Raw genomic sequence first — 23,086 nt, 5'->3', positions numbered from 1 at the left:
ATGAATGATCAACTGAGCCGCATTATCGCGACAGAATTGCAGGTACGCCCGGAGCAGGTTGCCTCGGTCGTCCGTTTACTGGATGAAGGTAATACCGTGCCGTTTATTGCACGGTATCGTAAGGAAGTCACCGGCGGGTTGGATGATACCCAACTGCGTCAGTTGGACAGCCGTCTTGGCTATCTGCGTGAATTGGAAGACCGTCGACAGACTATCCTCAAATCAATTGAAGAACAGGGCAAACTCAGCGATGACCTTGCCAAGGCCATTAACGGCACGTTGAGCAAAACCGAGCTAGAAGACTTGTACCTGCCGTTTAAACCCAAGCGCCGTACCCGCGGTCAGATTGCGATTGAAGCCGGTCTGGAGCCGTTGGCCGACCTCTTGTGGCAAGACCCGAATAATGAGCCTGAACAGGCCGCTGCCACCTACGTTGACGCAGATAAAGGCGTAAACGACACCAAAGCAGCGCTCGACGGTGCCCGCTACATTCTGATGGAACGTTTTTCCGAAGACGCCGCACTGCTGGCTAAAGTGCGTGAATACCTGTGGAAAAACGCCCATTTGAACGCGAAAATGGTCGAGGGTAAAGAGCAGGAAGGGGCCAAGTTCCGCGACTATTTCGATCACCACGAACCTATTTCGCAGGTTCCTTCACACCGTGCACTCGCCATGTTCCGTGGACGCAACGAAGGCGTGCTGCAATTGGCGCTTAATCCCGATCCGCAGTCTGATGAGCCCCCGCGCGAAAGCTACGCAGAGCTCATCATCATCGATCACCTAGGTCTGAAGCTTAACAACGCGCCTGCCGACGCATGGCGTCGTGCGGTGGTTAACTGGACCTGGCGCATCAAAGTGCTGATGCACCTTGAAACCGAGTTGATGAGCACGGTGCGCGAACGGGCTGAAGACGAGGCCATTAACGTGTTTGCCCGCAACATGCACGATCTGTTGATGGCAGCCCCCGCCGGAATGCGTGCCACCATGGGCCTCGACCCAGGTCTGCGTACCGGCGTAAAAGTGGCCGTCGTGGACAACACCGGCAAACTGGTCGGCATCGACACGGTGTATCCGCACACCGGTCAGGCGGCAAAAGCGGCGCAGCAGGTGGCGGCACTGTGCATTAAACACAATGTTGAACTGGTGGCTATCGGCAACGGAACGGCGTCACGCGAAACCGAACGCTTCTTTATTGAACTGCAAAAACAGTTCCCAGCAGTCACCGCGCAGAAGGTCATTGTCAGCGAAGCTGGCGCCTCGGTTTACTCGGCTTCCGAACTGGCGGCGCTTGAGTTCCCGGACCTCGACGTGTCCATTCGTGGAGCGGTGTCGATTGCCCGCCGTTTACAGGACCCGCTGGCCGAGCTGGTGAAAATTGATCCTAAATCTATCGGCGTGGGCCAGTATCAGCATGACGTCAGTCAAAGCCTGCTGGCTAAAAAGCTCGACGCTGTGGTGGAAGACTGCGTAAACGCCGTGGGCGTTGACCTGAATACCGCCTCAGTGCCGCTGCTGACCCGTGTAGCCGGTCTGACCCGCATGATGGCGCAGAATATTGTTAATTGGCGCGACGAAAACGGTCAGTTCCGCAACCGCGAGCAACTGTTGAAAGTCAGCCGTTTGGGGCCAAAAGCCTTTGAGCAGTGTGCGGGATTCCTGCGCATCAACCATGGTGATAACCCGCTTGATGCCTCAACCGTTCACCCGGAGACCTATCCGGTGGTGCAACGTATTTTAGCCGCGACCGAGTTGGCGCTAAAGCAACTGATGGGCGATTCCAACGTGCTGCGCGGGCTGAAAGTCAGCGAGTTTACCGACGAGCGTTTCGGCGTTCCGACAGTGACCGATATTATCAAAGAGCTTGAAAAACCAGGTCACGATCCGCGCCCCGAATTCAAGACGGCGACCTTTGCCGAGGGCGTAGAAACCATGAATGACCTGACGCTCGGCATGGTGCTGGAAGGCACCGTGACCAACGTCACTAACTTCGGTGCCTTTGTTGATATCGGCGTGCATCAGGACGGACTGGTACATATTTCTTCACTCGCTAACAAGTTTGTTGAAGACCCGCACACCGTGGTCAAAACGGGCGATATTGTCAAAGTGAAGGTGATGGAAGTCGACCTGCAGCGTAAACGCATCGCTCTGACCATGCGTCTTGACGAACAGCCGGGCGAAGGACCTGCGCGTCGCAGCAGTGCGCCAGCGGCTCCTGGTGCGGCTAAAGGCCGTGAAACCCCCAAGCGCAACACAGCACCTGCTGCTCGCGGTAACGCCAGCAGCGCGGGCAATAGCGCAATGAGCGATGCCCTTGCCGCCGCGTTAGGTAAAAAACGCTAAAGAAGACCAGAAGGGGGAGCAGCAACGCAAGGCTCTCCCTTATTCTTCCTTACCTTTCCTTATTCGTGCTTATTCGGCCTTAATTTTCCCTGATTCCCGTCTGATACCTGCGCCACATCAATAAACCCTTCTCCGCTCAGGACTAGCATACTCACGCACCGAAACTATCAGTCTACCCTCTCTAAAATCGAAGCCTGTTTTGGTAATGATTATTATTAGTCTTTCTATTCAATAAGATAGCATCATCTGCAAGATATCTGCTACTGGCTCATCGCGAGCCTCAAGAGGTTCAACATGAAATTTCAAACTCAGCGCAGCTATAAAATCGTCGGATTTTCTCGTGATATCAGCCCAGCCTATCGCCAAAAGCTTCTCTCACTCGGCATGCTGCCAGGCTCCCAGTTTAACGTGCTGCGCGTTGCACCTCTGGGTGATCCGCTGCAAATCGAAACGCGCCGCACCAGCCTTGTGGTGAGAAAAAAGGATTTGCAGTTACTGACTCTGCTGGAGATGTCGCAATGAAAACGCTGACAGTTGGCCTGATAGGCAATCCTAACTCGGGTAAAACTACGTTGTTCAATCAGCTGACCGGCTCGCGTCAGCGGGTAGGAAACTGGGCCGGTGTCACCGTTGAGCGTAAAGAGGGTGAATTCGAGACGACTCATCATCGCGTCAAGCTGGTTGACTTACCCGGCACCTATTCGCTGACCACTATCTCAAGCCAAACGTCGCTCGACGAACAAATTGCCTGCCACTACATTTTGAGCGGTGAGGCCGAGATGTTCATCAACGTCATCGATGCTTCAAATCTCGAACGAAACCTTTACCTGACACTGCAACTGCTTGAGCTTGGCATTCCGTGCATCGTTGCACTCAACATGCTCGACATCGCTGCCACGCAAAAAATAGACATCGACATCAATGCGCTATCTGCACAGCTCGGCTGTCCGGTGGTAGCGCTGGTGTCGACCCGCGCCGACGGCATTGGCGATTTAAAAAACGCCATTGATTCGCGCCCCGAGCCGGTTCCACTGCAACGCATTAATTACGTCCCTGCGTTATTGCACGACGTGGTGCACTTAGCCGAAGCCATGCCGGAAAAACTGTCGCGCCAGCGCCGTGAATGGCTGGCAGTTCAAATGCTTGAAGGCGACATTTACAGTGCAACCCATGCTGGAGAGGCCCGTTTACTGCTGCCGAATATTCATCGCAGGCTCGCTGAGTCCGGTATAGAGGATCCGGCGCTGGCCATTGCTGAAGCGCGCTATCAGTCAATCAACACTATTTGCGCCAGCGTCAGTAATCTTCATTTAAGTCAGCCGCACGGCCTGACCCAAAAGCTGGATAAAATTATCCTCAATCGCTTTCTCGGCGTGCCCATTTTTCTGCTGGTGATGTACCTGATGTTCGTGCTGGCAATTAACATCGGCGGCGCGCTGAAACCGCTGTTCGAAATTGGCTCTGCTACTATTTTTGTCCAAGGATTACAGTGGATTGGCTACACACTGCACTTCCCTATCTGGCTTACACTGTTTCTTGCCCAAGGGGTTGGCGGCGGGATAGCCACGGTAATGCCGCTGATCCCGCAAATCGGCATGATGTACCTGTTTCTCTCATTTCTTGAAGACTCGGGTTATATGGCGCGAGCGGCCTTTGTCATGGATCGCCTGATGCAGTCTTTGGGCCTGCCAGGCAAGTCTTTCGTGCCGCTGATTGTCGGTTTTGGCTGCAACGTGCCGTCAATTATGGGGGCACGCACGCTCGACGCACCGCGCGAACGCCTGATCACGGTAATGATGTCACCCTTTATGTCGTGCGGCGCCAGGCTAGCCATTTTGCCGTTTTCTCGGCCGCCTTTTTTGGGCAACAGGGCGCATCCGTAGTCTTTTCACTCTATCTGCTGGGTATTATCGTGGCCGTGTTGACCGGTTTGGTGATGAAGCACACCCTCATGCGCGGCGAGGCGTCGCCCTTTATTATGGAACTGCCGGTTTACCACATTCCCCGGTTGAAAAGCCTGCTACTGCAAACTTGGCAAAGATTGAAAGGCTTTATTCTGCGGGCCGGTCGCGTGATTGTTATTGCCTGCGTATTTATCGGCGCCCTTAACAGTTTCTCATTCAGCGGCAATCCGGTTGACAGTATCAATGACTCTGCATTGGCGAGCGTAAGTAAAATCCTGACGCCCGTTCTTATCCCTATGGGCGTACATCCTGATAACTGGCAGGCAACCGTCGGGCTGGTTACCGGTGCGATGGCAAAAGAGGTGGTGGTTGGCACGCTGAATACGCTCTACACCGCCGAGCAGCTAAAAGCCGAACCGTTTGACGCCGAACATTACCGGCCGTTAGCCCAGCTGCGCGGTGCGGTGGCCGAAACGTGGAAAAGTCTGGTCGATACACTGAGTTTGAGCACCCTGTCCAACCCTATCGAAGCCAGCAAAGGCGACGGCGAGATGGCCGCCAGCGCTATGGGTGTAATGAGCGCCAAATTCGGTACCGCCATTTCAGCCTACAGTTATCTTATATTTGTGCTGCTTTACGTGCCTTGCGTCTCCGTTATGGGAGCGATTGCCCGCGAAACTAGCCGCAGCTGGATGACCTTCTCCATACTCTGGGGATTAAACGTCGCCTATTCGCTAGCCACCCTGTTTTATCAGGCTGCAACGTTGCGCAACCATCCGCTACAAAGCCTGACGATTATTGCCGCCGTGCTGCTGGTTAACGCACTGATACTGATTGGACTGCGCTGTTCAAGAAGTCGAGTCTATGAAGTCGTGACAGGCGCATCAAACATGGCATTTATTACCCTGAAATCTGTGCCGTCGGGCGGATGCAAAGGCTGTTCGGAAGGCAAGAAATGCGGCATGCCTTAAATAACAGAAAGATAAGCGGGTAAAAGCAGCGGTTGCTCTGTTGTATGCAGGATCGACTCGTTAAGATTGGCCTTGATCAGCCGCCTGGAGTCAAAAATGATCGACAGTGAAATCACCTTCCGCAAGCTTGAGGTTTTCCTGGTATTTATGGAGAAACTGAACATTGCCCGCACCGCTGAACAGCTTGGACTGAGCAGTGTCAGCGTTCATCGTGCGCTGCATTCGCTGGAAGAAGGGCTGCGCTGCCCGTTATTTATTCATCGGGGGCGTAATCTACTGCCGCTGCCCGCCGCCGACACCCTGCAACAACACGCTATTCAGGTGATTGAGCAGATGGCGTTAGGCATACAGGCGGCGCAGCGTACCGCAGGGTTTGGTGAAAAACGTATTCGGCTCGGCACGCTTTATTCCCTCACGCTGGAAACCATTCCACGCCTGATTATGGGCCTTAAAATCCGCCGTCCCAGTCTCGAGCTGGAACTGATCATGGGATCCAATGAAACACTGCTGTCGCGACTTGCCGCTCAGCAGCTTGATGCGATTTTAATTTCCACCAGCGATTCTTTCATTGATGAGCAACTTTACGAGAACCTGCCGCTGTTCAAGGATGATATCTATCTGGCGGTACCGGCAGACTCGGCGTTAGTCACCGAAGGAACGGTCGATTTACGCGATTTTAGACAACAAAAATTTGTCTCACTGGCCGAAGGATTTGCAACCTACCATGGTTTTCAGGAGGCGTTTCAGATTGCAGGATTCGAGCCGGATATTGTGACGCAGGTGAACGATATTTTCTCGATGCTCAGCCTGGTACAGGCCGGCGTAGGCTGCACGCTGATACCAGGGCGGATGAAAGGCGTGTATGCCGACACCGTTAAACTGCTGCCGCTGGCGGAACCTTATCAAATGCGCCAAACTATTGCGCTAGTGTTTGCCCGCAGCCGTGAACGCGATCCTAACCTGCTGGCGCTGGCCGCCGAAAGCCGCATGTACGCGCGCAGTCATCCACAGAAAAACGGTTAACTTTTGCCAAGCACACTCAGGGAGATCAGCGGCGCTCAAGCCTTTGCGCCAGCGTGTTGACCTCCTCGACGGCCGACTGGCTTAAGGATAGCGCGACCCCCTCAGTCATCACCCGCTTGGTGAGTCCAGTCAGCACCGATCCCGGCGGCATCTCCACCGCCAGCCGCACTTCCCGCTGGTATGCCGCCACCATGGCATCAAACCAGTTAACCCGCCGCGCCATATTAAACGCCAGATCGTCAGCGATTTTTTCAGGTTGCCAGTAGACACGCGCACTGCTGCCGCTGAGATAGCCACAGTCTGGCCGCGTGAAAGTGACGGCACTTATTGCTTCGGCCAGCTTGGCCGCCGGTATGTCCAACAGCGAACAGTGTGAAGGCACACTCACCGCCAACGCATGACTTTTATGCGCTCCCTGCAGAGCGGCTAGCGCGCGAACCTTCTGCATTGCCTCGTCGCTTCCCGCAATCACCAGTTGGTCTTCAGCATTGATATTAGCTAAAAATACCGGCATCTGTGGCGAATTAACCTGACTTATCAATCTTTCAATCTGCTGCTGACGCAACCCCACAATCGCCGAGAGGCCAAACCCTTGTGGATAAGCCTGTTGCATCAGTTCACCGCGCAGCGCGACCAATTTGACCGCATCATCAAACGCCAGCGCGCCACAGACTACGGCGGCGGGAAACGCACCAATCGACAGACCACTAACAAAATCAGGGAGCACGCCGCTGGCGCGAAGATGTTCAGCCCAAATCACACCGCCGACCAACAGGCAAAGCTGCACCTGACGGGTTGACAGCAGTGCTTCGGGGCCGTCGAGCGTGAGAATATCTTGCCCCAGCGCTGTGCTGGCGCGTTCGAGGTAGCCGAGCGTCAGAGGCGTCTTCGGCAACTGATGCAGCATGCTGGGAAACTGCGGCCCCTGTCCGGGAAAGGTGAACAGTATTTTCATCTGTTTTTTTGCTCCTCGGCGAGCGGGAGCCACGGGTTATCGACCCTAAAGGGGCCGGCGTCGGTTTTTAACATCACACGAGTGTCACGCAGCCATTCGCTTAAAGAAAATCCGCCTTGTGGCGTGTTGACCTGCACATCAGCCCGACACGGCAAGCGCGACAGCTGGTGATAGAAATCGCTGAATGCCTCCCGCGGCTGCGGCGTGTCGCAGCGGATCAGTAAATCTAGGTCGCTGTCGGCATGCATCACGGGAATATCCGTTGCCAGCGCGTAACCGCAGCTGCCGGTCACCCCCCAAATCCACGGCAGGCGCATCTCGATAAGGGTAATCAGTGCCTGAAGGGGCTGTTGGGACACAAAAGCAGAACGCAGCAGAATATTACTGTCCGCCACCAACGATTCTGGCGTGACGATGCGCCTGATGTCGGCGGGAGAGATCCATGCTGCTGCCCGCTGGCTGCGACTTATGCCACGTACGCCAACCGGCAGCCGTTGCTCATCGCTCAAATCGCGGCGCACCACCAGCGGCAAATGCGTTTGCCACCCCGCGCTAACCCACGCGGGCAGGACCTGCCCTTTTGCCGCCACGGGGCGTTGTCTGCTCCACACCAAATCATGAGCACGAGGAAAATCCATTATTTTTCCCTATAGCTAAAAAGAGAGCCGTTAATGCATTGAAGCCGTCAATGATATAAACAGCGGTAAGGTCAGAATAGCCAATATCGAGCTAATCAACAGCGACGCCTCGGCGTCGGGCGACTGAACCCCAAAACGGTTGCCGAATACGATGCCAAAGAACCCCGCAGACAGCGCAATCATCAGTACAGCTGTAATGGCCACCTCACCACTGATACCGAAGGCCATCACCAGCCCCAAAGCAATAAATGGCTGGATCACGTTTTTCGTCAGGCAGGCAATGAGCACTGCCGCGTTGATTCTCAGCTTACGGGCCGACAGAATAACCCCGGTAAGAAACAGCGCCGACGCCGTGGCCGCCAGACCCAAAGGCTTGATTGAGGCCAGCACGATATCCGGCATTTTAATGCCGATAGCCGACAGCACAACCCCGAGCAGCGGTCCCCAGACAATCGGTTTTTTAATCGAGCGCCACATCAGAATCGGCAACATCGTCAGCGCCGAACCGTGGGATTCTCCGCTTTCACGCGCTTTCTCTCGCTCTAAAATCAGCAAACAAAACGGCGTCATCAGTACTGAACCGCAGGCAATCGACACCGCCACCGACAGCGACGTCCCGGCGTTTTCCCCCAATACGCTGCCAAGAATGGGCAGTCCCAATGCCGCATAATTTGGCAACGCCACGGTCAACGTCAGCACCGCCGCATCCTGTGGCGACTTTTTAAAGACTTTGGTGCAAAGGAAATACAGTGCGGCGTAGGTTATCCACATTGTCAGTACCAGCAGCAGGATCAGCGGACTTTGCCCGACAATGCCTAGCCACGGCGTTTGCACGGTGGCGGTAAACAGCGCCGCCGGGAGCGCAAAATCCATCACAAATACGTTTAACAACGAGACATTCTGATTCTCAACCATTTTCGTTTTCCCGGCAAAATAGCCAAGGACCATAATCACAAAAATAGGTGCGAGCGCGTGCAAGATCACATAAGTCATAGTGGGATACCTGAGGTTGGAATTATTGTAAATTCCTCGATCCACCGGCTGCGATGTTTTCTTAATACTTTCAGTCATACTCGGGATAAAGCGCCTGAGACTTCATGCTGTTTGCAGGTCAGAACCGGTCAAACAAGAGGGAAAGCCTGAACTACCACTGTTCGCGCATCAGCTCACGTACCTTGGAAGAGCTGGCTCGATTATCGGCACCCAGCCGATTCGACAAATAAACGCCCTGTAGCACGATTTCGCTGATTGACTCATCAACCACTGATTTCACCTTGGCAATCTCTGCCTCGGTGGGATTTTCAGGGTTACTGATATCCATTAACTGCGACAACAGCCCCAGCGTGGCATAATTTTCAATGTCATAAGCCATCGGTGGAACCTCAGCAGCCAGTTTTTCCAGTGCCTCAACGGAACGCAGCGTAATTCGAGCTGCGGACTCTTTGCCCATCGCATGGATCATTACGCCAGGATTATTAAAGGCGATCAGCTTGTTAGCCTGATAGCCGTGAGCCAAAAATGCCCCTGACATCGCTTTGCCGACAATCAGTCCGACGATAGGATGCCCGGCAAGACGCGCGTTGGCGTAAGCACCCGCCGCGCCGGCCAACGACTGATGAATACCAAACGCCTCTTCGCGTCGCCCATAGGCCTGACTGGGAACGTCAATGATCGCCACAATCGCGCGTTTCACGGTTTTATCTGCGTCTTCATCAATCACCTGATTCACGACTTTGGCCAGCGTCCAGCCCTCAAGCAGTCCAACTTCGCCCGCCGCCGCGCGGGGATAACGATTTTCCGCATCCGGGATCACTGCGATATAGCGAACATCATGCTGTCCGAGCTTACCGTCGGCGGCTTTAACCGAGGCGCAGAGTCCGCTGACATCGCACGCGTCGGACGCCAGTTGAGTAAACCAATAGTTGCCACGGCTGAAAGTCTGCTTAGATGCGCTCATTATTTGTCCTCCTGGTTTGTGGCCGAATCACTAAACAGTGCCGTCGTCACCTCGCGGCTGGCCTGCACAGAGGTGTCAAAGGTTGATAATTTTGACAAATAATAGTCATAATTATCAGAGCGATGGTGAGGAGGTACCCCCTCGCGGATAAACGACAGCATGCTGTTTTTCACCTCTTGCAGCGAATCCTCGACCAGTGCATCGACAAACCCGCTGGCATAGCGCACGTCACCGCCGGTCATACTCCATATAAATGGCCTGTCACGCGAATCGTATTCAGCGATCCCCGCCTCTTGTTCAATAACCTGCGGGCCGTTTAATCCCAGCCGCGCTTCACGAGTCACAATCAACCGGCTGCACAAGGCAGCGGCAATCGACATCCCGCCAAAACAGCCGACCGTACCGGCGACAATGCCAATCACCGGCGTATAGCGGCGCAAATCAACAATCGCGGCGTGAATATCGGCGATGGCCGCCAGTCCGAGATTAGCCTCCTGCAGACGCACGCCGCCGGTTTCGAGCAGTAAAACCGCCTGCGTGGCAATACCATTGCGGTTGTCCTGTGCCGCCAACTCCAGCGCCGACGCCATTTTCGCGCCTGAGACTTCGCCCATGCTGCCGCCCTGGAATGCCCCTTCGATGGCGACAATCACCGCCGATTGGCCTTCAATAGTGCCGCGTGCAACCACCATGCCGTCGTCGGCCTGTGGCACGATGCCTTGGCGTTCAAGCCACGGCGAAGCAACGCGCTGGAAGGGGTCAAGCAACTCGCGAAAAGTGCCGTCATCGAGCAGCGCACGCGCTCGCTGACGGGCATTTAATTCTATAAAGCTTTGATCAACGGACATCGGATGCCTCCTCAAAAACCTGTTCGATGCGCAGCCTGGCTACACCGGGTGTCGCACCGAAGTCGTTGATATCCAACTGACCCGCGGGGAGTTCACGCACGCCAATCAAATGGTCGAAAAAGCGCTGCCACAGCGGCTGACTGCCGTCTACCGAGGTTGCAACGCGAACCACCAGCGCATCGCCCGACGCCGGCTCATACAGCGCCTCGAGATCGCCAGATCCCACCACACCCGCTTGAGCATGGCTCGGCAAACTTTTTTGTGCCGGATAGGTAAATTCAAAACGTTCCATAACACCTCTTCATCATCATGATGTTAAACCGTGAATAGGGTGAGTTTTTGCGCCGATACGATCGACGAACAAGGTGGCAGCCAGCAGATCTGCGGCACCGCCTGGCGAAACATTATCCGCCAGCATTTGGCGCTCAAGGTGCATCAACCGTCTCACCCCCGCCGCCGTTTGCACTCCACCAGCATGCAGTACCGACGCAGCGCCTCGCTGCATCGCCAACAGTGCGGGCATGCCGCCACGCGACAGTACACAGGTGTCGGCCAGTGATGTCATCACCGCAAGTAGCGCATTAAGCTGTGCCTGACTTTCACTCGCGCCCGCCTCACGACTGCGCTGAAGTTCGGGAAGTGCCAGACCAGTGACGTGGGGGAATCCACTTTGCGCCTCCTCTTTTGCACCCGGCAGCCGATAACGCTGGACCGCACACGCACCTTTACTGAAGGTTTTCGGGCTGAATTCATCGGGCAAGCGAGCCAGCTCGGCGGCGCGTCGGGCGATATGCTCGACCCCATTGTCGGAAGGCTGCATCGCTACCGCGCTGACCAATAATCCCACGGCCCAAATCGCGCCCCGATGGGTGTTCACGCCGCCGGTTGCCGCCATCATTTCCCGTTCACCCTCGCGGCCCAGTCGTCCCACTTCCTGACGCAGGGCAATATCGGCCGATCGTCGCCAACAGTGCTGAGCCAACGCGTTAAATGTTGCAGTCAGGCTGTGAGCCGAATGCTCCATCAGCGCGAGCGTGAGGTCGCGATGGGAACCGGAGCCGCGGCTATCGACCAGCCCCGGTTTTGGGCTAAGCCGCACTTCATCAAGCAACGCCTGCGTGGCACTTTCTGCCAGCGTGGCCGCCAAAATATCGCCCGGCCCGGCGTCGGTTAATGTCAGTGCCATCGTCACCAACTCCGAAATTTTGCCGGCGGGTTGTATAGCCCCCCGGACCAGTCCACCAGCTCACTGACACTGCTGGCCGCCAACAGAGAGCGAGTCGCATCCGTGCGGCGGATGCCCATGTCTTCCGGGAACACCACCAGCTCCTGTTTTCGCAGCTCTGCCACGCGCTTGGCGTCAACACCCAGACCAACGTCGGTAATACCGGCCACGGCGGCCACCATCGCCCTCCGCTCTTCCAAAGACTTGGCGCGGTGCAGATACGCAATGCCCTCTTCGGTGAGAACGTGTGTAACGTCATCGCCGTAGATCATGACCGGCGCGAGCGGCATACCCGACTGTAATCCGACATCAACCGCTTCGAGCTTTTCGACAAAAGTCGGTTTACCACCGGACTGAAAGGTCTCCACCATCTGCACGACCAGCTTGCGTCCGCGCTGCATGGGATCCGGCTCTTCAATCATATCCAACCAGGCTGGCGTGGCGTGGCGGCGGCCGTGCGGATCGTGGCCCATATTGGGCGCGCCGCCGAATCCCGCCAGCCGGCCTTTCGTCACCGTTGAAGAGTTAGCCAATCCGTCGACCTGAAGCGTCGACCCGATAAACATATCGACTGCATACTGCCCGGCGAGCTGGCAAAAGGCGCGGTTGGATCGCATCGATCCGTCTGAGCCGGTAAAGAAAACGTCTGGCCGTGCGGCAATATAGTCCTCCATACCCAGCTCACCGCCGAAGCAGTGCACCGTCTCAACCCAACCGCTTTCGATGGCTGGGATCAGCGTTGGATGCGGGTTCAGCGCCCAGTGTTTACAGATTTTGCCTTTCAAACCCAACTGTTCACCGTAGGTCGGCAGCAGCAGTTCGATGGCGGCGGTGTTAAAGCCGATACCGTGGTTTAGCGATTGCACCTGATGTTTGGCATAAATTCCTTTAATCGCCATCATGCCCATCAAGACGTGAACCGGCTTTATTAGCCGAGGATCGCGAGTAAACAGCGGTTCGATAAAGAAGGGTTTGTCGGCGACCACTACAAAATCAATCCACGACCCAGGAATATCAACACGCGGCAGATCGTTCTCATCGTCAACCAACTCATTGACCTGAGCAATGACCAGCCCATTTTTAAACGCCGTGGCCTCTACCAGCGCAGGGGTGTCTTCCGTACTCGGGCCGGTATAAAGGTTGCCTTTTCTGTCAGCCTTAAAGCCAGCAATGAGAGCAACATTGGGCACTAAATCAACAAACAGACGGGCATAAAGCTCGATGTAGGTATGAATGGCGCCGATTTCCATCAGCCCATCCTCCAACAGCTGCGCGATGCGCAGGCTCTGCGGACCAGAGAAGGCAAAGTCCAGTTTATGGGCAATTCCGCGCTCAAACAGATCAAGATGTTCTGCCCGACTGACGCTGGGCATAATCATATGTAAATCGTGTAATTTCTCGGGATTGGCCTTCGCCAACATACGGGAGAGAAAATCGGCCTGTTTCTGATTATTGCCCTCCATCACTACGCGGTCACCGGGGGAAATAAGGGTTTCCAGAATCGCGGTCATTTGGTCTGTAGGTAAAACCTTGCCTTGAGCCACAGCCTGGACACTGTCAATACGCCGTTTTTTCTCACTGCGGCGCGAGTCCCAGACCTTTGTCGTCTGTGAATGTTGCTTCATGCCTAAAACCTCTGGGTTAAACCTGTTTAATGACTGTACTCAGTCTAGAAATAGCTGATCCCCTCATCAATCAAGGACCAAGGCGTATCGTTAGCCTAAGAGTAATAGTTAAAAGAGATCGTTATATTTCAGTATGTTGAAAATAAGAAAAGGAGAAACGTCGCACAAAAATCGGGATGAAATTACTAAGTGCCTGACTAGAGGATAGGGGAATTAAAAAAACAGACGGTTATTTATTCAACAACTGCGGCAAAACAGGCGAAAGTAAAAAAAATAAGGCGAGCATGAAAATGCTCGCCTACGTTGCTTATTGAATGCGGTAATTATTTAAAAGCTTCAGCGGTCGCACTGATTTTATTGTCATTGTTCGCTTCGATAACAACGTAATATTTACCGCCTTTTTCCTCGACCAACTTGTTAATGGCCTTTTTAGCATCCATCGGCGCAGTCTGCTCGTTATCGATTGAGACCGTGCCCAAACTGGTGTAACCCATTTTCTTCGCTTCTTCGCGGGAGATTTCCTGGGCTGCCATTGCACCCGCCGAGAACGTACCCAACAGCACAGCTGCAACAACCATTTTCTTGTAATTCATGACATTACCTCTTTTTTGAGTGATTTATTTTAAAAGCAGTCAAGTTGCTTAACTCAGACTGTCTGCGTCGGTAGTGAACTTCCTGCCCAAATACCGCAATGTCTCCCAGAGACGCAAACCCTCGATAAACCTGCCTAAAAGAGCTTTATCAAGCTTCTGACGTTACCTTCTTGAGTATTAGTCACTCCTGAAAATTATCCATTAAAGAGGTCGTTACACGTTATTTAACCTTCATTATGTGACGGCTAGCGCAGATTTTCAGCATTAAGAAAGTCGAGCACCGCTGAGCTAAAGGCATCAGGATGGGAAATAAAAGGCGCATGGGACGCCTTCTCGATAATCACTGAATGCGATGCTGGCCATAACGTATCGAGCAGCGGGGCAATTTTTCTTGGCACCAGACCGTCCAGCGCGCCATAGATGCGTAAAAAGGGCAGCCTGAGTGACTTCATCGGCATCCGTAAGTCCTGATGGTTAAGAATATCCAGCCCGCCGTTAAGCACTTCGACCGGGGGCATCGGCAAATCCAGCACCATCGATTTCAACAATTTGGCGTCCTGCCGTGCGCTTTCGCTACCTAACGTTTGTAACGCCAAAAAGCGCTCAACCGTGCGCTGAAAGTCTTCACTCAGTTGATGCTGAAAACCCTGTAGAACTTCATGGCGAATGCCCGGCCAGTGTGGTGATTCAGAGGTGTGCTTACCCTCCTGCTCACCTCCTGCTGCGAAACGTGGAGAAGAGGAAACGGTTATCAAAGCCTCAACGCGCATGGGTGCAACCAACGCAGCCTGACTGGCCACTAAACCACCCAACGACCAGCCCAACCACAGCGCTTTTTCCGGTGCCTGCGCTAAAACAATCTCCGTCATTTCAGACAGTGAAAGCGCCCCAAAACCCTGACTGCGGCCATAGCCCGGCAAGTCGACCAAGTGCAGACGAAAATGCGGCGCCCATCGCTCGGCAATGTAACGCCATACTTCGGCGTTCAGCCCCCATCCGTGAAGCAGCACAATATCGCGTGAACCTTCACCTAAAGTCTGCCAATAGAGGCGATTCATACTGTAGTGTCCTAAAAGGGAAAACATGAAGATTTAATAAAGGAATAGTCTACCTATTATGCTCACCATTGCCAGCCGGTGTTGGCTTTGCCAGCAACCGCTACAGCTCGCCAAACACGGAATTTGCAGCCTTTGTATCAGGCATTTGCCAGAATTACCCTGTTGCTGTCCGCGCTGTGGATTACCCAGCGGTAATACGCGATTGCCCTGCGGCCGCTGTATTTTAAGGCCGCCGCTGTGGCAATCACTGATTTTTGCCAGCGTTTATCAGTTGCCCATCAGCACCTTGCTGCTGCGCTTTAAATTTTCGTCCACGCCAGAGCTGGCCGAACCTCTGGCGCGATTGCTGTTGTTACAGTGGCTAGCGCGTTGGCGCACAGGCAGCGTGGCTCGGCCTGAGGTGCTGCTCAGCATTCCTTTGCATCTGCGTCGCTATCGTCATCGCGGTTACAATCAGTCCGAACTACTGGCCCGTCCACTCGCTCGCTGGCTAGGCTGTGACTATCAGCCTTACGCGCTGGAAAGGCACCGCGCTACGGTAGCTCAGCAGCGGCTTTCAGAACCCAAAAGAAAGCTCAATTTGCGGCAGGCTTTTACCTGCAATTCTTCACTGGCAGGTAAACATGTTGCACTGATTGATGACGTGGTCACCACCGGCAGCACAATTAGCGAAGTCAGTAAACTGCTGAATAAAAAGGATATTGCCTCATTACAAATTTGGTGTATTTGCCGCACCTTGTAGTCAGTATGTTAAAGGGCGTATTATAACCAACTGGAGTAGTCAACTATTGAGCCAATGTTATGATCATTATTACCGATGCTGCCCAAGAGCACTTTGCCAAACTTTTGGCGAACCAGGAAGAAGGCACCCAGATCCGCGTATTTGTGATTAACCCAGGTACGCCAACTGCTGAATGTGGTGTTTCTTACTGCCCACCTGACGCCGTGGAAGCCACGGATACAGAACTAAAATTTGAAAAGCTGTCTGCATACATCGACGAGCTTAGCGCACCGTATTTACATGAAGCAGAGATCGACTTTGTTACCGATCAGCTCGGCTCACAGCTTACGCTGAAAGCGCCGAACGCAAAAATGCGCAAGGTCTCTGACGATGCACCGCTGATGGAGCGCGTTGAGTATTTGCTGCAAGCGCAGATTAATCCACAGCTGGCCAGCCACGGCGGCCGCGTTTCGCTGATGGAAATTACCGACGAAGGCCTGGCGATTCTTCAGTTTGGCGGCGGCTGTAACGGTTGTTCAATGATCGACGTTACGCTGAAAGACGGCATCGAGAAAGAGCTGTTGCAGGCATTCCCTGAGCTGAAAGGCGTCCGCGACCTGACTGAACATCAGCGCGGTGAGCACTCGTTCTACTAATCTTGTCCATCCCCCACTGTAAACGTGGGGGATATATTTAAGCATCAACCCTCTTTCTTCTTTCGTTCAAATCCTTCAGTAAGCCGTCTATTTTCTCACTGCTAAACATCGCCTCAAGCGGCGTCGTGAGCTTGCGCTGCCAGTTGGGATATTCACTATTGGTGCCCGGCACATTGACCGGCGTGCTCATATCCAGCCAGTCCTCGGGCTGAAGTCCGAGCAGAACACTGGCGCTGTCGGCCAAATAACGCTGTAGCCCGAGGTTGAGAGTGTCGCTCATTTCCATCGATTCAGCGTGCTTGCTTAAGCTGTTGGGCACGCAGTGATGGCGGTGCAGGGCGTCAAGCAGCGCCTGGCGAGTCAACGCTCGCTCCCTGCGCAAGTGAGCCAATATTTCGGCATCGGGATAAATACCCAGTTTCTCGCCCAGCGTTAAATCATCACCCTGCCAATAACCGCGCAGCGTTGGCAGGTCGTGGGTGGTCACGGTGGCCATTGCCTGCGCCACGTAGTCTTGCGGAGCGCGATAGAGCAACTGTTTATCGTGTTCGAAATAGAGCACTTTATAAGAGTAAATCCCGCTGTCTCGCAGACTGGTAACGATCTCTTTTGGCACCGTGCCCAAGTCCTCACCAATCACCATGCACTGATGCCGTTGGCTCTCCAACGCCAGCACCGCAAGCAGGTCGTTTAGCGGATAACTGACGTAGGCGCCAAGACCCGCATGTTGATCTTTGGGTATCCACCACAGCCTCAGCAGGCCCATAACGTGGTCGATACGCAGCGCGCCGCAGTCGGCCATATTACTGCGCAGTAAATCGATAAAGGGCTGATAGGCACGCGCCTTCATCACGTTAGGGTCGAGAGGCGGTAATCCCCAATTCTGCCCCTGAGGACCTAAAATGTCCGGCGGTGCACCAACGGTCGCCCCCATACAATAAAGCGAGCGATTGCACCAGGTCTCTGCGCCCCCCTCGGCCACGCCTACCGCTAAATCACGGTACAGGCCGATGGGCATTTCAAGTGCAACACTTGCCTGATAACACTCGGCAAACTGGCAGTGTGCCAGCCACTGTAGCCAAAGAAAGAATGCCACCTCATCTTGGTAACGCTCGCAGAATTCTGCCACTTTATCACTCTGTGGATCCTGATAAGCCGCAGGCCATGCCGGCCATCCCCACAAACCTTGCTCCGTCTCGCCAAGGTGCGTATGCAGCGCATCGAACACCGCCTGTTGGCGCAGACTTTCACCGCCCAGCAGCACAAAGGCGCGAAAATCTCGCTTTCGCTGTCCCGCTTCCGCAAGGATTTGAAACGCGCGCCACGCGAGCTTAAGCCCAGTGATTTTCAGCGCCATCACACCCGGATAATCGACATAGTCAACGCTGCGGGCCTTATCCAGCGCGGCGCGAGTTTCAGCGCTTTTCCACCAGCTCTGCGCCTGTGGGCTGTCGGTAAACTCTTCAACGGCGTTAACGTTAATATAAGTCACGTTTAGCCAACGGCGCGACGAAGGGCTATAAGGACTGGCGCTTGACGGATTTGCAGGATAGAGCGCGTGGATAGGATTCAGACCCACGAAGGCGCCACCGCGCGATCCCAACTGCTCGATCATCTGCTTTAAATCGCCAAAATCCCCCACTCCCCAGTTATTTTCTGAACGCAGGGTATAAAGCTGTACGCAGGCACCCCAGAGTTTTTTGCCGTTAATCAGTACTTCGGGTTCAAAACAGCGAGACGGCGCAACAATAGTCCGACACGACCACTGCTGCTGCTGCTGCTGCTGCTGCTGCTGCCAGGTAAGCGTGAGCTGGTGATAACCGAGCACGGCACAACGGCCCAGCTCCAGAGGTTCTCCAAAAATGCCTTCACCCGCGGAGGTGTCCCCGTTTTCCAGCGTCAGTTGCCAATGAAATTGCCCCTCTCCCTGTGGGATAAAGCGCAGCGTCTCACCGGCCATAAACACTTTCACCGGCGGCAGCGGACCCGTTTCCGGCTCCTGCTCATCGCGTCCCATCGCCTCAAGCAGTGCCTGCTGGGTCTGGGGTGAGACGGTTTGCACCTCGTCTACCATATTGATAAAACTGTCTAAAATACCTGCCCGCTTTGCTGCCTGTTCGAGTTCCTCGCCCTGCATGGCTGCTCCTTAACGTTTAGCCTGCCAAATACGCTGCTGATAATCACGGATTGAACGGTCGGCGCTAAACATGCCAACTCGGGCGGTATTAAGCAGCGTGCGTCGAGTCCATTCGTCACGATCGCGATAGAGCTTGTCGACCTTTTCCTGCGCCTGACAGTATTGTGCAAAATCGGCCAGAACCAGATAGGGGTCACCGCCGTCGAGCAGACTGTCGAGCAGTTGATCAAAGGCTTTTTTATCGCCGTCGCTGTAAAAACCGCTGGCCAATTCGTCGAGCACTGCCTTGAGATGCTTATCTTTTTTGACCAGCGCCTTCGGTTTATACCCTTTTTTCAGCAGCGCTTTAACTTCATCGACGGTGTTGCCAAAGATAAAGATATTTTCGTCACCGACTTGCTCGGCGATTTCAACGTTGGCGCCGTCGAGCGTCCCCACGGTCAGCGCACCGTTTAGCGCAAGCTTCATATTTCCGGTGCCCGAAGCCTCTTTGCCAGCGGTAGAAATCTGCTCCGAAACATCCGCCGCCGGGATCATCATCTCGGCCACCGACACGTTGTAATCTGGGATGAATACGACTTTGATCCTGTCGGCCACCAGCGGATCGTTGTTGATTTTCTCGGCTACCTGATTGATCGCATAGATAATATTTTTAGCCAGATAGTAACCGGGAGCCGCTTTCGCGCCGAAAAGGAAAACCCTAGGCACGATGTCGAGTTTAGGATTGGCACGAATCTGCTGATAAAGGTAAACGATGTGCAGCAAGTTCAGATGTTGACGCTTGTATTCGTGCAGACGTTTGATTTGCACATCAAAAATGGCGTCCGGATTGAGCACAATTCCCATGCGTTGTTTAACGTATTCGGCAAGACGCACTTTATTGTCGTGCTTGATTTGGCGGTAGCGCTTACAGAACTTTTTATCTTTAACGCTTGCCTCTAGCCCTTTCAGAGCATCTAAATCAGTGACCCATTCAGTCTTCAGCGTATCGTCAATTAGGGCAGAAAGAGCCGGATTACACTGCTTGAGCCAGCGCCGTGGCGTTATGCCGTTGGTAACGTTGTGGAATTTTTCCGGCCACAGCTCGTGATACTCGGGAAACAGGTCTTTTACCACTAAATCAGAGTGCAGAGCTGCCACGCCGTTGACTGCAAAACCAGCCACCACGCACAGGTTAGCCATTCTGACCCGTTTGTCGTAATGCACGGCAAGCTTGGCCCACACTGCTTCGTCACCCGGCCAATGTTTGTCGACCAGTTTCTTAAAGTTGGTATTAATCTGTTTGATAATCGCAAAATGGCGCGGTAGAAGGCTACGCACCAGTTTTTCATCCCAGGTTTCTAGCGCTTCGGGCATCAACGTGTGGTTGGTATAGGCAAAGGTACGGCTGGTAATGTGCCAGGCATCGTCCCAGCTCATCTGGTGTTCGTCGATAAGCACGCGCAGCATTTCGGGAATGCCAATGGTGGGATGGGTATCGTTAAGCTGAATGACTTCATAATCAGGCAATTCACGAATTTTACGCCCAAGGAAATGATGGCGACGCAGAATATCCGCCACCGAACAGGCACATTGGAAGTACTGCTGCATCAGCCTGAGGCGCTTACCTTCCTCATGATTATCATTGGGATAGAGAACTTTTGTCAGCTTCGCCGCGTCAATTCCTTGCTGTTCGGCCTGCAAAAATTTGCCGTCGTTAAACTTCTCAAGATCGAAAGGATGAACGTGGGTGGCTTCCCACAGCCGCAGCGGCTGCGACACGCCGTTATTGTAACCGATGACGGGCAGGTCCCACGCTTCACCGCGCAGGATAAAATCCGGTTTCCAGTGAGATTTCCCGCCTTCGCCTTTTACCATTTTTCCCCCAACACCGACGTCTACGGCCAGCGCGCTGTTGTGCCTGAACCAGGGATAGGCGTTGCGGTGCCAGTCATCGGGGGCTTCGTGCTGTTTACCGTTGACAAAACTCTGACGGAACAGGCCATACTGATAGTTAAGACCATAGCCTATCGCCGGCTGACCCACTGATGCCATAGCATCAAGATAACAGGCCGCCAGCCTGCCCAAACCGCCGTTGCCCAACGCAGGATCGACCTCTTCTTCGAGCAGGTTGGCCAAATTAATATCAAACGGCAGCAGCGCTTTGGCAACCTTGTCGTACCAGCCTAAATTAATCAGATTATTTCCGGTCAGGCGCCCCACCAGAAACTCCATCGAAATATAGTTAACGTGGCGTTTAACCTTGCTACGGCCTTTGCCGCTGTCTGGACGCGGTGGCAGCTGCTCAGCCACCGCGGCACTGACGGCGTGCCACCACTGGTGCTGAGTCATATCCTCGGCGGAGGTCAGTCCGAATGCTTGCCACTGGCGGGTCAATGCCGCCAAAAAACTGTCCTGCTTAAAAGTCGGTTTTGGCATAGGGCAATCTCTATCCTTAGGTGATAAAGCGGGAAAAGTGCGCAGTCCTCAACGTGCAGGGAGCGATGCGTCAGAAACTTTTAGCGAAAAATGTGATGTGCGACACCTATATGTATAAACCCATTATCAGAAGTTTGCTCACCGATTGAACGGCTAAAAGTCGTGATTTCGCCTTGGCTTAACGAAATTTCATTCCTTAAAAAAGTGAGTTTTTCGTGATTTTTCGCTTAGGCGGTGGACTTTCAGAGAAAGACCTTACACATCATCTGGTCTTGAACAGCAAAGAATTGGTTACAATAGAATTGAATATTTTTAACCGATAGTTTTGGTCATTACGAGGCAAAAAGCAGCATGGAACAGTTTGAAGCAATCAGCGTTGAGCAGGCCCATACCCGCCTGAAAGAAGGCGATGCGGTAATGGTTGATATCCGCGACATTCAGAGCTTTAACACTGCTCATGCCCCCGGTGCGTTTCACTTAAGTAATGAAAGCATCAGCGCGTTCATGCAGCAGACTGAAACCACCCAGCCGGTGCTAGTAATGTGCTATCACGGCATCAGCAGCCGCAGTGCAGCACAGTATTTGTTAACGCAGGGATTTGACGCGGTATACAGCATAGACGGCGGTTTTGAAGCCTGGTCAAAAACCTTCCCGCAGGACGTAGAGGCCTGAGAACGTCGCAGAACTTCACTCACCGAGCCAAGCCAAGCCAAGCCAAGCCGCACGGTGGGTGAGCCTGCGTTAAAACACTAACTCTTTTCTTTCGTCTGCTCGGGCTTTGCTCTTTTTCTTCAACTTAAGAAAGTGAATCTCAAATAAGTAGAAGGACAGCGTGGAGACAGCGTAGGCCGCCAGCATCGCAATAGCGTAATACATCAGGTTGTGGTTGCCCATTCCCAGCTTTTTGAAGACCAGCGTAATCGCGTAGAAGCAGGCAAGATGCCACATATAAAGGCCATAGCTGATTTTCCCCGTATAGACCAAAAAGCGGCTTCTCAAGATTCGGTTCAACAGATCCCCCTTCGCCTCTTTATCCCACTTGTAGACAAAGAAAATCAGCGCAGTGAAAACCATCGCCAAAGACGTTGCAAGGTAACCACATTTGCCCACCCAGCCTGACGGCAGCCAAAATGCGTCAAGGCCCGTAGTCACAATGGCATACGCAGAGACGGCAATGCCGGTCACTAACAGGCCCACGGCGGCAGATGCTGCATGCTTATGGTCTTTAATTTTTGCGAATAACGCCCCTAAAATTAGCGCATCAGTGCAACTTAGTACTGTTGCATTGAACATGTAGGGATTGTCGCCAGAAGCATGGTAGATGAAGCTTCGCACCCAGGCGGAAAAAATAATCAAGGCGATGAACACTTTCACCATGGTCTTTTCTTTCAAAAAGAAAATAGCCAGCGGCCATATCCAATAAAACTGCTCTTCAGCGGCCAGTGACCACGTTTGGATAACAAACCCTGGCGTCGTGCCGGTTAAGCCAATATATATATTTTGCAGATAAAGAACGAACCACATGTAGCCGTCAGAGGAGTGGCCGGTGGCCTTGAGGTAAAGGTAGTTGATTAATAAGTAGGCATAGAAAAGAGGGAATATTCTCAGCAGCCTATTATAGAGAAAGCTGCCCAGATACTCTTTAAAAGGTCGTTTTTTTTGTTCAAGCAGAATACCTGTTATTAAAAATCCCGACAGGCAAAAAAATAACGGAACCCCTGCCCAGCCTAGAGAGAAACCCGGAATTTCGAGATGAAAGAACATAACGATAAGCACGGCAAAACCACGCGCGCCGTCGAGTCCACGAACATGTTGCATAATCATTACTCATTGATTAGTATGAACTAAATTCAAAATTAAGAGCATATAGCAGAATATTAATTTACGCAAACTTTACACAAAACTAAAAGAACATCATTTTATTTGCCATGCTCAAACGTTACTGAGCATAAAGAATTTTTATTAATGATTATAAATATCCACTGTGGAATACCTTCGTTCTTAATGGGTATTATGT

The 23,086-nt window shown here is 53.3% G+C and carries 19 protein-coding genes and 1 pseudogene; 7 read left to right on the top strand and 13 right to left on the bottom strand.

Annotated features, from left to right (window positions below):
* From BS639_RS07145 to BS639_RS07130, 4 genes and pseudogenes are all read left to right on the top strand, one after another.
* On the top strand, nt 1–2,340 hold the full coding sequence (locus BS639_RS07145) for a Tex family protein (RefSeq protein ID WP_084982682.1): 2,340 nt from the start codon (nt 1–3) through the stop codon (nt 2,338–2,340).
* 294 nt (nt 2,341–2,634) lie between these two features.
* The gene (gene feoA, locus BS639_RS07140; RefSeq protein ID WP_055776072.1) at nt 2,635–2,862 is read left to right on the top strand and encodes a ferrous iron transporter A; all 228 of its coding nucleotides are present in this window, start codon (nt 2,635–2,637) and stop codon (nt 2,860–2,862) included.
* A pseudogene (gene feoB, locus BS639_RS07135) lies at nt 2,859–5,107 on the top strand (Fe(2+) transporter permease subunit FeoB); the annotation flags it as partial. The gene feoA and the pseudogene feoB, both read left to right, overlap by 4 nt.
* Nucleotides 5,108–5,311: 204 nt before the next feature.
* A complete protein-coding gene (locus BS639_RS07130) occupies nt 5,312–6,238 on the top strand; it encodes a LysR family transcriptional regulator (protein ID WP_084982680.1) in 927 nt (308 codons plus the stop codon).
* 25 nt (nt 6,239–6,263) lie between these two features.
* Here the strand turns inward: BS639_RS07130 and mdcH are convergent, their stop codons facing one another.
* From mdcH to bioH, 10 genes are all read right to left on the bottom strand, one after another.
* On the bottom strand, nt 6,264–7,193 hold the full coding sequence (gene mdcH / locus BS639_RS07125; protein WP_084982679.1) for a malonate decarboxylase subunit epsilon: 930 nt from the start codon (nt 7,191–7,193) through the stop codon (nt 6,264–6,266).
* Nucleotides 7,190–7,831 (bottom strand): malonate decarboxylase holo-ACP synthase, encoded by a 642-nt coding sequence (locus BS639_RS07120; RefSeq protein WP_084982678.1) that lies wholly within the window; start codon nt 7,829–7,831, stop codon nt 7,190–7,192. Before BS639_RS07120 ends, mdcH begins: the two co-directional genes overlap by 4 nt.
* Before the next feature lie 30 nt (nt 7,832–7,861).
* A complete protein-coding gene (locus BS639_RS07115) occupies nt 7,862–8,824 on the bottom strand; it encodes an AEC family transporter (RefSeq protein ID WP_084982677.1) in 963 nt (320 codons plus the stop codon).
* Nucleotides 8,825–8,975: 151 nt separating this feature from the next.
* The gene (gene mdcE, locus BS639_RS07110) at nt 8,976–9,788 is read right to left on the bottom strand and encodes a biotin-independent malonate decarboxylase subunit gamma (protein ID WP_055776054.1); all 813 of its coding nucleotides are present in this window, start codon (nt 9,786–9,788) and stop codon (nt 8,976–8,978) included.
* The gene (locus BS639_RS07105) at nt 9,788–10,636 is read right to left on the bottom strand and encodes a biotin-independent malonate decarboxylase subunit beta (RefSeq protein WP_055776050.1); all 849 of its coding nucleotides are present in this window, start codon (nt 10,634–10,636) and stop codon (nt 9,788–9,790) included. Before BS639_RS07105 ends, mdcE begins: the two co-directional genes overlap by 1 nt.
* Nucleotides 10,626–10,928, bottom strand: a complete 303-nt coding sequence (mdcC, locus tag BS639_RS07100; RefSeq protein ID WP_055776046.1) for a malonate decarboxylase acyl carrier protein — start codon at nt 10,926–10,928, stop codon at nt 10,626–10,628. The genes BS639_RS07105 and mdcC overlap by 11 nt, the downstream gene beginning before the upstream one ends.
* A gap of 15 nt (nt 10,929–10,943) precedes the next feature.
* On the bottom strand, nt 10,944–11,822 hold the full coding sequence (locus BS639_RS07095; protein WP_055776043.1) for a triphosphoribosyl-dephospho-CoA synthase: 879 nt from the start codon (nt 11,820–11,822) through the stop codon (nt 10,944–10,946).
* Between the two features lie 2 nt (nt 11,823–11,824).
* Nucleotides 11,825–13,486, bottom strand: coding sequence for a malonate decarboxylase subunit alpha (mdcA, locus tag BS639_RS07090; protein WP_055776039.1), 1,662 nt, complete (start codon nt 13,484–13,486; stop codon nt 11,825–11,827).
* Between the two features lie 323 nt (nt 13,487–13,809).
* A complete protein-coding gene (locus tag BS639_RS07085; protein ID WP_055776037.1) occupies nt 13,810–14,079 on the bottom strand; it encodes a YdgH/BhsA/McbA-like domain containing protein in 270 nt (89 codons plus the stop codon).
* A gap of 245 nt (nt 14,080–14,324) precedes the next feature.
* Nucleotides 14,325–15,137, bottom strand: coding sequence for a pimeloyl-ACP methyl ester esterase BioH (bioH, locus tag BS639_RS07080; RefSeq protein ID WP_084982676.1), 813 nt, complete (start codon nt 15,135–15,137; stop codon nt 14,325–14,327).
* A gap of 58 nt (nt 15,138–15,195) precedes the next feature.
* On the opposite strand from bioH, the gene gntX reads away from it, so the two are divergent.
* Complete coding sequence (gntX, locus tag BS639_RS07075; RefSeq protein ID WP_084982675.1) at nt 15,196–15,879, top strand: DNA utilization protein GntX; 684 nt, start codon at nt 15,196–15,198, stop codon at nt 15,877–15,879.
* A gap of 59 nt (nt 15,880–15,938) precedes the next feature.
* A complete protein-coding gene (nfuA, locus tag BS639_RS07070) occupies nt 15,939–16,514 on the top strand; it encodes a Fe-S biogenesis protein NfuA (RefSeq protein WP_055776027.1) in 576 nt (191 codons plus the stop codon).
* A 37-nt stretch (nt 16,515–16,551) separates the two neighbouring features.
* Here nfuA and malQ read toward each other — a convergent pair whose 3' ends face one another.
* Together malQ and malP are read right to left on the bottom strand one after the other, a co-directional pair.
* Nucleotides 16,552–18,651 (bottom strand): 4-alpha-glucanotransferase, encoded by a 2,100-nt coding sequence (malQ, locus tag BS639_RS07065; RefSeq protein ID WP_084982673.1) that lies wholly within the window; start codon nt 18,649–18,651, stop codon nt 16,552–16,554.
* Between the two features lie 9 nt (nt 18,652–18,660).
* The gene (gene malP, locus BS639_RS07060) at nt 18,661–21,069 is read right to left on the bottom strand and encodes a maltodextrin phosphorylase (RefSeq protein ID WP_084982672.1); all 2,409 of its coding nucleotides are present in this window, start codon (nt 21,067–21,069) and stop codon (nt 18,661–18,663) included.
* Nucleotides 21,070–21,420: 351 nt separating this feature from the next.
* Between malP and glpE the strand changes: the two genes are divergently transcribed.
* A complete protein-coding gene (gene glpE, locus BS639_RS07055; protein WP_055776019.1) occupies nt 21,421–21,741 on the top strand; it encodes a thiosulfate sulfurtransferase GlpE in 321 nt (106 codons plus the stop codon).
* 69 nt (nt 21,742–21,810) lie between these two features.
* Here the strand turns inward: glpE and BS639_RS07050 are convergent, their stop codons facing one another.
* Nucleotides 21,811–22,887: an acyltransferase family protein gene (locus tag BS639_RS07050; RefSeq protein ID WP_158086925.1), complete on the bottom strand. Its 1,077-nt coding sequence runs from the start codon at nt 22,885–22,887 to the stop codon at nt 21,811–21,813.
* Nucleotides 22,888–23,086 lie beyond the last annotated feature (199 nt).

This window comes from Rouxiella silvae (assembly GCF_002093625.1).
GTDB lineage: Bacteria > Pseudomonadota > Gammaproteobacteria > Enterobacterales > Enterobacteriaceae > Rouxiella > Rouxiella silvae.
This window is presented reverse-complemented; position numbering and strand designations above follow the sequence as displayed.